Below are 14,061 nucleotides of genomic sequence, written 5' to 3' on the forward strand. Positions count from 1 at the left end.
TAACCTGATTATAATAGAAGAAACACGCCATCTCCAGTGCAATCTCTTTCCAAATCAATCGGCTATTCGCTGCTCTTGGAGCAAGTTCAGTTGTGTTGCTGCAGCCACTGCTTTGACGCGGTTATTCACTTGAAGCTTTGCAAATAGATTGCGCATATGCACCTTAACGGTCCCTGCAGACATGATGAGGCGATCAGCGATCTCTTTATTGGACATACCTGCCGCCATGAACTGCAGTACCTCCCGCTCCCGCTCCGTTAACGCCGCGGCAGGTATCAAGTCCTTCAAAGGCTGAGGCGCACTATAATAACCGATTAGCTTAAGCACATAGCTGATCTGCGAGGAGAGCATTTGGAGAACGCCTAGCCGATCGGCGGAAAAGACATAGGGAGCATAGTTGTTCTCGAGATAAAGAATCCCCTGCAAATCGCCTTGTGCGAAAACAGGCAAGCCTAGAATCGATTGCGGCTGATTGGCAAGCACATAAGGATCGTCCGCATATAGGCCAACACGCGATGCTTGATCAAGAATCACATAGGTACGCTTCAATGCGACGTAAGTGATCAGGTTTTGACAGACCTCTGTGCAGTTAGCCAGCGGCATCCCGAACGAACCCGTCGCTTGCGCATTACGGGCATCTGCAATATGCTCCACGATCAGCTCCTGCCCACGCAAGCTCACAAAGCATCCACGCTCCGCGCCCGCCGCTTCAATCGTAATCTGCATCAATTTGTGCAGGAGATGGTACGAATCCTTTTCTTCCGCAAATGCTTGAGAAGCCCGCATCACCGCGGCCAGCTCCAGGACATTCGCATAGCCTCCAGTCGACGATTCAACTTCGTGTCTTTGCTGTACATGAACTGTCTGGTTCACAGGCGATCCCGAAACAACATCGAGCATCAGCGGCGCATCCAAAGTTCCGATATCAAAGTGTTCGCAAACACCGTTTTGTTCCCAACTTTGCAGACATCTTTCCAGATCAGCACGAAGCCCATAAGCGCTTTGGTACCTGCGATCTGTGGTCTTCTCTAGAAGCTTCAAAATTATTTCTTCTATTATATATGGTATTTCTCCACGCAACTCCGAGGGGTGAATTGGCCTTCTAGCCAGATGCGCATGAGCCCATTCCAGAGGGTCCTTCGCTTCAAAAGGCAAGCGTCCGGTCAACGCTTCATAGAGCGTAACGCCAAGCGAATATAGATCGCTGCTTCCTTCGATCATTCGGTTGAGAAGGCCTGTCCGTTCCGGGGCCATGTAAGGCGGCGCGCCTTCAATAAGCGGCATGCTCCGTCCGGGACTGCCATCTGGTACGTGAAGAACGGCGTGCCCCAGACCCGTTAGGTGAACCCGCAGTGCGCTCGGGACAACAACAATCGTGTCAGGCCGGATGTTCATGTGCACAACGTTTGCCTTGTGAAGCTGCTCGAGTACCCGCGCAATTTGGATGGAAATACGCAGAAACACCGGAATGTCGAGCGGGCCGGAACGTGTAAAGTGGCGCAGCGTCAGCCCATGAACCCACTCGCTGGCGAGAATTAAGCCATTACCCTGACGCAACAAGGCAAGGGGTTTAATAATCCCCGGAATCGTGACGCTGCCGGCGATTTCATATTCATTAATGAGTTTAGCGTTCTCTATAATAGCGCGATGGCTTTCCTTGACGATTTTCAGCAAAACCTCACGCTTCAATTCATCGGAAGTTGCATGGCATACGACGATCGTTGCATCTTCAAAAATAACCTGATTAATGTGATATCCCGTTACATTCAGCATCATGCGGCTCCTTGTATGTAATGGTTAGATATCTGTATCGTACCATATTCAAGGCAGTCCGTCTTTGTATCTCGCTTAATTTCAACGTTTCATAATATAACAAATAAGCCTTATCCCGGTATAACACCAAAGATAAGGCTTATTCACGATTAGTGTGATAACACCGTTAGCATACGGCTAATCATGGCTGCTGCCTCTTCACGCGTAATGTAAGCATCCGGGCGGAGCGTGCCATCCGGATATCCGCTTAGGATTCCGCTTTGAGTGAGCCGCGGCACATAGGCCATCGCCCAGTCTGGGATCGTCGCGGCATCCTTGAAGTTAACATCAACAGCTGCTGAAATAGTACCAGGCGACGATGCTAGCATCCGACCGATTATGGCCATGGCTTCAGCACGCGTAATGGCGGCTGCTGGCTGAAGATACAAGCCATCGGCTTGCGAGGAACCCCCCAGCCATTGCTTCGCCAGTGCCGATACGATATATGGTTCAGCCCATAAGCTGACCGTGTTGTGGTCGGCAAAGCGCTCGAGCATCCCCGCTCCCTCTGCAGCATCACTAGCTGGGCCCCCTTCTCGGGCACCTACTGCGATCTTGGCAAACTCTTGGCGGGTAATCAAGCGCTCCGGCTCAAAGACCGGAATTCCTTCCCGCTCCGAACCGTTGATCGCCCCTAGAGATGCTAGCTGATACACGTAATCCTTTGACCAGCGGCTGTGCATGTCTTCGAAATCAGGCAGCGCCGTATTGACGAGTAGTGCATATTTGCTAAAATGCGGTAGGGCAGCCGTCATCGTACCTGCAACAGGGTTGAACGTCCCTCCGATGTATTCCCAACGATGCGCGACTTCATTATACCAGTAAATTGCCGCGCGATTAGGATCAGGGATTTCCTCCAGGTTAAAGCGAATGGTCAGTTCGGCTGGCTGCCCTAAGGTGAGGGGATTGTCCCATTTCAGCTCGTACAGATCGCCAATCACCTGAATGCCGTTCGATTCGAAGGCATTCGGATCCGTCATGACACCAGCCGCAATATTGGCCTCCCTCGGCAGATCTTGCGCAGGAATGCGCAGAGCGGCACGGTTACCGATCGGTAATATCGTTTCATGATTCGGCTTTACTGTGACGGAGCCAACATATTTAGCACCTTGCTCGCGCTCGATCAATTGTTTGAGCAGATTCAGCAAGGTATGATCGATAAGCGCATCTCGATCGGTAGCACTCAGACTTGGTGAAGACTCCTGATTGTCCGTCACCGGAGGCGGCACATACCAGTCCTCATAGCTAGTATCCGGTTGATTCGGCGGATCTCCCGTCACCTTGACGATCAGCGTATCTTCAAAAGCGTAATCTTCCGACACGCTGTAAGAAGCCTTCACCACGATGTCGCCTTCATAATTGGCGGAGAGCTCCCCGTTATCCGAAACGGAACCTTGCGTATCACCGTGGAGGATCTCCCATTTCACCAGTTCCGGATTAACCAAGGTCTTGACGCCTTTTGCATCCGTTGCCACAAGCTCCAGCACTTGCTTACTACCCGCTGCCAAGTTCAACTCCGTTTCCGGGTCCGCGGCAGCCAAAGCACCCGGATCACCTGATGCCGCCGCGCTGATCTCAACACTCACGAGCCCATCCAATTCGGTATTCCCCATTTCGGTCTCGTACATGGTCTGATTACCCGCGTCATCTGTCGCGGTGACCACAACTGTTTTCATGAGCTTCCCGTCTAGTGGCAGCGCATGCTCAAAGCTGCCATCCGCTTCAACAGCAATAGGCTGTCCCTCAATCGTAAGACGGCTGCCAGGTTCTGCCGCTCCCTTCACCATGACAGTTCCATTCACGGAAACGGCACCAAGACGCTCAACCTTGAGATCGGGCGGTACCGTATCCGCCATGATGCGTATACCGCTCTGCGTCGTATCTCCAGCTTGATTCTTCGAGAACAGGGCAATTTGATTAGTCCCCTCTTGCAGCTCTATCTCCCGCTGCCAGTCGCTGCCCTCAAGTGTGCCGATCTCTTTGTCATTCACGCGCAGGACGGTGGATACCGCTTGGTCCGCGTGGAAAGCTAAGGAGAACGAAGACTCTTTCGTTACATACGTTTCCTGCGAAGCATCACCAAATCGATTCGTTATCGGTTGATGATTCAATTGCAGCGGCGTCAGTTCAATCGAGGCCGGCGCAGGCACCGGAACATACACCGGAGCGGATATGGTCGGCGCACTGTACACTTTTCCGCCGTTTACCTGCTTATAAGAGCCTATGGAAACCTTATAAGAGGCACCCGGAACAAGTCCAGCTTTTGCGCCAGAAGCATCCTGAATCATGCCGCCTACGGTACTTGTCAGCTTATCCCCCGCCAGATCGATTGTGCCTAGCCCTGGAATCGGCCCCCCCTGTTCATCGAGCAGCTGCAGCGTGTAGCCGTCAACTGCCTGAGGCGTTTCCCAATTTACTTGCAGGAATCCATTTCCCGCAGGTACCAAACGTACGTTCGATGGCCTGTCGGGCTGATCGTGATTAACATAATGAATCGAAGCGGTGCTATACCGGCTATCCATATTCGTATCCTCACGGGAGAGAACCGCCTTGATGTAGTACTCGCCGCTTGCTGTCATCTCAGGAAGCGTCACATCTGCTTGCCCGTTTGCTGCCGGTACATCTTTCATCAGTAAACGCCCAGGATCATCCGTGTTGTTCGAACTCAGAAATAACGATACCTTTTCATCCGATACATGATCGCCTTCCCAGCTCACATGAACGCTATTCGCATCCGCCGCGTTAATCGCCTGAAGGTCCGTCAGAGACGCAGGTACCGTTACATCCATCAGTGCCCAGGAAAGTGGCTGATCGGAGATTACCTGCCAATTCCCCGCGATGCTGCCGCCTTGCGGTTTTGGCACCGAAATATACACATGCTTCTCCGGCAAGCCGGATTGCGAGTCCTCGGACGGAATTTCTTGCGTCATATAGTTACTGTCCAGAATAAGCGGATAGTCTGTGCCATCCGGTGCCTTCACTTGCAGATTCGGCAGCGTATCGCCTGTATAGGTAAGATCGAAAAGTGCGATTTCTTGATCAGCCGATACCGGAATGGGATAAGTCTGTGAAGCGGAAAGGATGCTCACCCGCTCCGATTTCAGCTCCGCCGCTTGAAGCGAAGAGCTTGTCACCCGTTTGATATTCGTACCGAACGTCAAGGAGGAGGCCTGCCCTGCGTCATCAATAAAATGCTGCTCCGACAAGCCTTCCGGTTCAGGCAGCATATCCGCCGACATTCGAACCGATGCGAGTTTCGGCAGCTTATTGCCCCACACATACTGATAACCAAACGGAATGCCGATAATACGAACTTTGCCCCACACCTTCTCGGAGGAGATTTCGCCCGAGGCGTGTGCAATCTCTTTGCCTCCCAGAATTGGAACGGCTCGCGGAATTCTTAGCGTCAGCTCCCCGCCGCCGGCCAAATAAACGGGACCAAGCAAACCGTGGCGTGACGAATCGTAGCCAAATACGACGTGCACTTCTCCGATGATGGCGTCGAATACCTCCAGCCTCGCCCCCGCCTTCAGCTCGACACCGAAGTTGGATAACGAATCCTGGAAATCAATACTGCCATAGACTTCTTTGAGAATCGGAAACTTCACAATTTCAAATTCACCCGAAAACTCGATCCCCCGTGCCGAAAGCCCCAAAGTCACGTTGTCTGCGGTCACGACCTTGGCAACACTCAGCCCACCGACAATGAGCAGCTTCAGCGGCGGCAAGATATTGAAGTTCCCCATCAGCGAGTCATATAAATTGCGGAAGCCGCCTCCGCCTTTCGTGATATACGCCACCGGCGCAATCGGAATAAGCGGAATGCCTGGTTCCCCGCCGACAACAAAGACGAAGTTATCCGGAATCGGGACTCCAATATCGGTAAAACGAAGCGTTAACAGCCCGTCCACTTCAACAACCTGGAATTGAACGTGGCCTTCGATTTCGAACTTTTTATCAAAGGTATCCAGGGCCACGCGGCCGCTAGCGCCGAAATCGAGACCGGGTATCATGCCTTCCGGCAATCCCGCTTCTCCTTCGGCCCGCAAGCCAATGAAGCCAAACGTGCCTGCCTTGCCGAACATGCTCGTCTCCTGCCGCATACCGAATCTCGCTTCGTCCACCGCGATCCCTAGCTGCAGGTTATCGTCGCTCTGATCCCGTTCGGAATCATCGCCGGCTTGCCCGCCGTTATTCGAGGGCGGCGGTTGCCCATTGTTATTGCCGTTGTCCTCGCCCTCTTTCTCCTTCTTCTGACCGGGATTGAAGTTCAAAGAGACCGAACCGCCAAAGGAAACACTCTCATTCCCGATCACGGCATTCTTAATTTCCACTTGGAAGAAGGACATATGCTGAACGATCGAAAGGCCTTTTAACACTTCCCACTGAATTTCAATCGGCGCGTCACCCGCATCTTCATCCGCTTCCAAGGCGTAATGGGTGCCATCGACCATTTCAATTTGGAAAGGGCCGAACGAGAAAGGAAATCCTGGGATGGTTAGAACCCCATTCCCCTTCAGTTCAATATAATCCCCTTCATGCGATAGATCCTGCTCTGCTTTGCGGATCACCATCTTTTGCGTACTCGCCCCGAAAATATTGCTCAATTCCTTCGAGGTATCATGGCGAATTACCGAGTTGATCGTCGTGCCCGGGCCCATCTCAAAGTACGTGTTATCGCCGGAAAGCGAACGAATCGGCCCTCGGAACTCCAGCAGCAATTCCTTGTCACTGCTCGCATACTGACGCTTCAGCTCAGCTAGCTTCGTTTCATTTTCCACAGGGACCAGCTTGTACGTCTCATCCCCACCACTGCTCATCTGCTCGCCTACGACCAGCAGCAGCCCATAATCGCGCGTTTTGTATTTCGCATCGTTCGTCAGCTGAATCTTCTGCTCGAAGTTGCCCCGGGCTCCGCCTAGAATCCGCACCTTGTACGTGCCTGGCTCCTCCGCAAGCGTAGTCCAGATCCCTGGACTCAATTGCAGGCTAATTTGTTTATCATCGACGACGTTCACGTCGGCGCTAGGTACCGCCACCGCTTTACCATCACGCTCGCGAATCACTTGAATCTGCCAATCCGCCGCTCCCTTTAGCACCTCAAAGCCTTTACCCTGAAGCACAACAGAAGGATTCGTGTCCTTCGTATACAAATTCTTCGGGAGCGCTTCAAGCAATTGGATCTGCGGTAATTGCCCAGATAGCGCCGGCAAAACGACATAAGAAGCCTGCACATTCTCAGCGCCTCCCGCGGCTTTGACAATCACCTGGTACTGCGCGGCCTTATAGCTTTTCTGCGGCTTCGGCTTTACCTTCCACGCCACCGTTCTTGTCTGTCCAGCCGGCATCGAACCGACTGCCTTGGTCGCCCGCTCCTCCGCCACCAGCTCCAGGTCAGCAGGTAAGCCCAGCACGGCTTGAACATCTGTTTGGTCCACCGAACGGTCCAGGGTATTGTCGATATCGACACGGATTTCAAACGTATCCTCGTTATACCCCGTTCGACTGCTGTTCAGGCTCAGCTGCTTCGGCGCTCCAATCTGGACGCCGTACGAAGCCTCTTTTTCCGAAGTAAAGAAGCTGCCCAACCCATAATACGTCTCATAGACGGTTTCTTGCCCAGGCGCCAACGCCGTCGGATCCCAGTACATCGCAACCGCACTGTCCGCTGTGCCGTATTGATTTTGCTTATTGGTAAAATCAAGCCCAGGATTCACCGTGTAATCCCATTTGGTTTCGGAGATTCCGTTCCAATGCGCGATAATCATCCAATTCGGCGAGGTATTCCCCCACCCTTGAAGAAAGCCGTAAGATAAAACTTTCGGATTCAGCGGATTGTCCGTCGCCCGCCAATAATACGGCAGAGGCCCTTCCAACTTGGTCTCCGTCCGGATATAGCTATTTCCATTCGCCATCGAGATCGGAGCCGCATCCTCAGGCCCTAGCATCGTATCGAGCAAAATCCGCGACCCCACTTGCTGCGTCTGCGCCGACTTATTAATAACCTTATAGGATACTTTCATATTCCCCGCGTTCGGGTTGGTCGGATCATCTACGAGCGTAAGAGTTTGTGTAATCTCCAGGCCATCCACATGCCACACCGATTGGTTGATCGTCCCCTGCGTCTCCGGAGAGTAGGTAAAGTAACCGTTGGAGCCCAAATAGCCATAGCCATTACCATAGATATAATCTTTCCCATTAATCCGAAACGTTGTAAAGGACGTATCCGGCAGCTTATCCTGGAACAGGAGCGATTTGTTGTCATCCCCGGTTTTTAATGGGGCGCCCAGCTTGGTTTTGACACTGAACCGGCCGTTCTGCTTATTCACACTCACATCCATAAAATCATTCGACAGCTTGACTGGCTGCAATTCCGATCCTACCGCAAGCGCCAGCTCACCGCCAATCGGCAAGCACAACACCAGCGAGCAGCCCATTAGGACAAGCTTCTTCCACAAAGGAACAGCGCGAACCTTCATAGGACACCTACCTTTCAAAATTGGAAAAGCATCCACCATCCAGCGAATGGCGATGCTTCTCCTAGATTCAGCCATGCTAGTCCGTCGTTTTCGCAGGCAAAATATAAACATGAATCAATTTCGTCTGACGTTCTTGATCTTGCACATAGAAGGTATACAAGCCGTAGTCCTTGATTTCCAGCATTCCGTTCGTGACAGCCGCTTGGAATGTCTTGAAATCGCCCTTCGCCTTGCTGCCACGTGACCATTGCACTTGCGTATCCCCCTGCTGACCGAAGAGGGACAGCTTGATCGCTTGACCGTACACCACAACATCGCCGTTCTGAACCGAATTGCCGTTCACATACACCGTGAACTCGGTCGGAGCAATGACGATCGCTTTCCGCACGACGACCGCTTCATTGCCAGCTCGGTCTTTCACACTGTACGTCACTTTGTACTCGCCCGGCACTTGGTTCTGGATCGTATGCGTGACGCTGAGCTTATCCTTCACGTTGCCGTCCAGATTATCGACCGCCTCTACATACTGCTTGAGATCGCCAGTCGGCGAGCCTACCGGAAGCAATAGCTGATCGCCATCCAGGAAGCGGATGCTTGGCGCCGTGCGATCGATGTTCGTAACATCAACACGGAAAACATATTTATTGCTTACCGCATCAGTCGCCTCAATCCACCGGGTACCATTCTCCGTAAAAGTCACTTTATTCCCGCTAATACCTGCATACGTCAGAGGTTGTTCGGCGTTCAAGGTGACTGTAACATCATTGCGCGTAGGTCCGGTTTCGCTGTAGCTATAGGTTACCTTCGCGTTCGGCAGCGAAATGTTCGTTACCGTCGCAACTGCTTCGGCTCGATTGCCAGCCAAGTCCTGCACAAGGAACGTAAATGTGCCGTTATCTCTAAACACCATCTGCTTCGCGCGGTTATTGTTCAGCACTTGAATCTCTTCATTCGCTCCCACCGTCACGTACACCGCGTCTTTAGTCGGAGCTGTTGTGCTGTAGGTAAGGTGGAGCGAGGGCGGTGTTCGATCAATATTCGCTACCGTCGCTGTCACCGTTGACTGATTGCCTGCCCGATCTGCGACGACAAACGTATAGCTGCCATTGACCGTAAAATCATAAAAGCTGTTCCCGTTATTCCCGAGCACGGTAATCGCTTCGTTCGCATCCACGCTGGCACGAACATCCGCATTTGTCGGCACCGATGTTGAATATCGGATGGTCGCAACCGGCTTCTGCTTATCGATGCGGTCCACATAAGCGCGCAGCTCCTGCTGATTTCCCGCCTCATCTCGAAACACAAAGGTGAACTCACCGTTATCCGTAAACGTATAGGTAGGGTTTCCTTGATTGTTGACGATGACGGGTGCGACGCCCGAGTTATCCACAGCGACTATAGTCGCCACCACATTTTGATTCGTCCAGCCAGTTACATTATAGGTGATGACCGCTTTCGGCGGCTCACGGTCGATGTTGGTGACTTGCGCCATGGCTTCGCCTTCATTCCCGGCCTCATCCCGGTAGTAGAAAGTGAATGTGCCATTCTGGGTAAACGTCACTTTTGCGCTTCCCTCGTTATTGAGGATAGTCATTGGCAAGACGGCTCCAGGAAACGCCAGCGTCGCTTGCACGTCCTGCTTCGTCCAGCCCGTCTCACTATACGTGATCACGGCTTGCGGCAGCTGCTTCACGATATTCGACACCGTCGCCGTCATCTGTGAGAGATTGCCCGCCTGGTCTGCAAACACGAAGGTAAAAGTGCCGTTCTTCGTGAACGTGTACGTGTCGCTTCCGCCATTATTCACAATCGTGACGGCTTCATGATTCTCATCGTAAGTCACTAGGGTCACTGTTACATCCTGATTCGTCGGGCGCGCCTCGCTATAGATGAGCTCTCCAGTAGGCGGAACAAGGTCGATATTACGCACGTCAACCTCGTCTTCACTCATAATCCCCGTAGTCTGGTTTGTCACCCTATACCGAATCGTCCCATTCGTAGCAAAGGTGTAGACCGCTTTGCTTACAGTCGACTCCATCGACACCGCGTCCTCCGGCACAACAAAATCACTCAAAGTGAGCTCCGTGTTGCCCCCTGTGTCGACCGTGACTTGCACAGGCCCCTTCGTCCAATCCGTAGGAGATATCGTCACCTGCGCAGAAGGCAGGCTGCGGTCAATGTTGTTCACGACTGCAGTGGCCGTCCCGACATTCCCTGCAAGATCCTCAAATCTAAATTCAAAGGTTCCATTATCCGTAAAAATGAATTCCTTAGCCCCTGAGGCCGGCTGAGTGATCCTAACCTGCTCATTCGTTGTTAACGTAGCCGTTACGTTATTCGCCGTTCGGCCGGCTGGACTGTAAGTAATCATCCCTACCGGGCTCGTATTATCGAGCTGGAACAATCCGCTGACGCGAGTCGCGGTGTTGCCCGCTTGATCCGTGACTTTGGCCCAGAGGTACCAGATGCCGTCCGTTCCGCTCAGACTAGCTTTATGATCAGCGGGAAGCGTCTGCCATGTCGCAGGAGCGGTCGTCGCAGACGTAGACCACGCATAAGCATAGGTGAGCTGATCCGAAGCTGTCACATTATCGGTTGCGGAGATGACGGTGCTGACCGCTTTCTGCTTCGTGGTAGAACCATCAACACTTAACGTGATGGCAGGCTTCGTTTTATCAATCCAAGTCACCGTGGCCGTTGCGGTATTCTCATTGCCCGCCTTATCGCGGAAGACGAACGTATACGTGCCATTCGTTTGAAACTCATAGGTAAAACCGTTCAAGCCCGAAACTACAATATCCCCCGCAGCCGTGTAATTATCTGTCGCACTTAACGTTGCTTTAACCGGCTGATTGGTGTTCGCTGTCGTAGAGTATGTAATCTTCACTAGTGCTGGCTTCGTTACATCGTAGATCGCTGTATCTTTGTAAATCACACTCATGTTTCCAGCTGCATCCCGAAATTGAACGGCAATGGTCTGTGTGCCTTCTGTCCCTGCTATCGTGACGGTCTTGGTATCCGCATAAGGCTCCCAGCTCCCCCAAGTCGACCCGCCATTCACCGATAATCGCATATCCAGCGGACCGTGTTCATCCGCAGCCGTCAGACCTACCTCGACCGAATTGGTTTTCACCTGCTTCGTTTTCACGGTTAGACTGCCCGTAGGCGGCGTGCTATCCATGTAATAAGGGCCACCTGTCAGCGTCTGCTGGTTTCCTGCCTGATCCGAAACCTTCGTATAAATGTAGTACTCGCCGTTTAATCCCGATAACGAAAATGTCCCGTTGGTGGACGAGCTCCAAGCAGCCCCATCGGCAGGGGTCGTCTTCTGCTGCGTCACGACGTATTTGATCACAAAATTCGCTAATGAGTTCGTGATATTATCGGTTATATTTAAGCTCGTCTCGAGTGAGCTCACATATTTCGACGTGCTTGGCGTCGTGAAGGAGAGCACCGGCTTCGTGTTATCGAGCACAAAGCCTTGCGTCGTGCTGGTATAACCGATATTCCCCGCCTTATCCGCTGCTTTGATATGGAGGAACATCGTACCGTTAGCCCCCGTCGGCGACCCTATCTGTTTGCTGTATGTTGCCGTAGTTCCACCTGTGTAGAAGACCGTCCACCCCGCATTCGCGGCAGGTGTCGTCGAACTGTTCGTCCACAGATAGCTCGCTTCGCCAAGCGTCCCCTGGGCATCCGTCAAGCTTACGTTTACCTGCCGTGCGCCCGCCGGCGCTGCATTCCCTTGGGACGAGAACGTCACGACTGGCGGCGACTTATCGATGACATAATCTTGCGTCGTAACGATTGTGGCATTACCGGCATTGTCCGTCGCCGTCACTTTTAACCGATAATTCCCCTCAAGGCTATTCGGCACATTCAAGCTGCCGCTGCTAGAGCTAGTGGTCCCTGTTGAGTAAGAAGCCCCGTCTTTGAGCCATTCATAGCTCATTTGCTTAAACCCCGCGAAAGTATCCGTGATGATGTAAGCTATACTCCGACTTGTACTGGCTGCTCCTGAATTTGGTGTAATCGTCACTGCGGGCCCTTGATGGTCATAGAATACTTGACCTGACGAAGCGACCGTCACGTTGCCTGCACCATCCACCGCTTTTACATGAAGAAAGAACACCCCCGTACCCGTGGGGTCTAGAGCAGGAGCGCCGTTCATCATTTCGGTGGTAATTGCATCTGGCGACGGCTGCGAGATACTTTGTGTCCATGTGTAGTACAGCCGCACATTCGTGTTCGTAGGCTCGTCCGTAGCTGTTACGGTAATACCATGGCTTTGCTTAATGATTGCTCCTGTATAGGGACCGAAGGTAATCTTCGGAGCAATATGATCGTAATTAAAAGGGCCTGCCGTCGAGATCGTCTCATGTCCCACCCAGTCTACCGCCCGTGCATGGAGATAAAAGGTTCCGTTCTCTACCGGATCCGGAATAACCGCCCCGCTGGTGAAGGCCGTTTTGATATCTGCGGCAGCCGGAGGTGCAGCATTGGTCGTCCAGGCGTAATATTGAGATACGTTATTATCCAAGACAGGTAGATCCGTTACGTTGATCGTGACACCATGGCTATCTTTAAAATTGGTGTTCGCGCTCTGACTGAATGTGATCACAGGGGCGCTCGTATCGATGTAAACTTCCTGCGTGAACAAGCTTTTAAAGTAACTGACGTTGTCCAACCACGTTGAATCCGTAAAACTTGCATGGTAATTACTCGAGCTGTGCCATACGTTCTGTGTTTTGCCTGAATAGCATAGCTCAGGTCCCTGTTTCATCAATAACCGACCTGAAGGGTCCGAAGCCTTCACTTTATAGGAAAACATAGCGGGATACCCTGTGATCTGAGATCCGGATGCCGGGATGGTCAAGTTAATCGGACTTGTCGTCTGCCCCACCGATTCCGCATACACGATGCTGTCCCTTTGACATGCCGCTCCTGAGCCCTCAAATTGCACATTTACCCAAAGCAGATCGTCCTCCTTCACGAAATTTCGACCGGTGTTAGGATCAAGCCGCATGGGTAAGACTTGGACATTGATCGGCTGGTTTACCGGCGGTGTCGGAACGAGTTCTTTGAAGGCGATAATAATATCCGCCTGTGCCGGTTGGCTGATCCCCATAAAGAGCATTAGAGCAACCAGAAACGAAGCTAATTTTCTCATAGCTCCTCCTTCAAGAAATGACTTTGACTATGTAAAAAATAACGACATTATGCGACTTTATCTTCGATTACACATATAAAAATACCGCCCGGTGGTACTTTCGCACCATACCCCAAATGGGGTATATTTGCCCCAAAACGCATAAAAAGCCTTCCCACTGCGCCTGATCGCACAGTAGAAAGGCTGAATTTGGTTTTAATAAACCTCCATCTCCGCAAAAGCCATCCGATACCGATTCGCATCCGTCGGATTCGGACGCAAATTCGTGCCCTGCGTATACCGTTGAGGCCGAATAGATCGATGGCAGGGCATAGGTTGACAATGTTGCTGCATGTGCTTTCTGCTGTGCCGCGTACGTCGCGCCAGACAGAATTAGAATGAAAGTCAATATCCCTACCAGCCATTGCTTGATCTTTTTCAAATTATTCTCCTCCTTGAATAGTTGTTGTTAAGCGCAATTTAAGCGCTTACAAGAGCCGTTTTAGGCGAGCCCCTACCTTTCGACAATGCGTGAATTTCAAGATTAGGGGCAACTTTCATGCGCACATTCGTTAAAACGCAAAAAAACACCCATCGATTCCTCGATGGGTGTTTCCATAT

4 protein-coding genes are annotated in these 14,061 nt (G+C 52.0%); all 4 read right to left on the reverse strand.

The features are described 5' to 3' along the window. Nucleotides 1–54: 54 nt before the first annotated feature. On the reverse strand, nucleotides 55–1,773 hold the full coding sequence (locus EJQ19_RS25700) for a protein kinase domain-containing protein (protein ID WP_164716720.1): 1,719 nt from the start codon (nucleotides 1,771–1,773) through the stop codon (nucleotides 55–57). A 149-nt stretch (nucleotides 1,774–1,922) separates the two neighbouring features. Continuing rightward, a complete protein-coding gene (locus EJQ19_RS25705) occupies nucleotides 1,923–8,291 on the reverse strand; it encodes an S-layer homology domain-containing protein (RefSeq protein ID WP_164716721.1) in 6,369 nt (2,122 codons plus the stop codon). Nucleotides 8,292–8,367: 76 nt separating this feature from the next. After that, a complete protein-coding gene (locus tag EJQ19_RS25710) occupies nucleotides 8,368–13,461 on the reverse strand; it encodes an Ig-like domain repeat protein (RefSeq protein ID WP_126144099.1) in 5,094 nt (1,697 codons plus the stop codon). A gap of 67 nt (nucleotides 13,462–13,528) precedes the next feature. Beyond that, the gene (locus EJQ19_RS25715) at nucleotides 13,529–13,882 is read right to left on the reverse strand and encodes a hypothetical protein (protein WP_126144100.1); all 354 of its coding nucleotides are present in this window, start codon (nucleotides 13,880–13,882) and stop codon (nucleotides 13,529–13,531) included. Between the last annotated feature and the right edge of the window lie 179 nt (nucleotides 13,883–14,061).

The sequence above is a fragment of the Paenibacillus whitsoniae genome (genome assembly GCF_003955665.1).
GTDB classification, from domain to species: Bacteria; Bacillota; Bacilli; order Paenibacillales; family NBRC-103111; genus Paenibacillus_E; species Paenibacillus_E whitsoniae.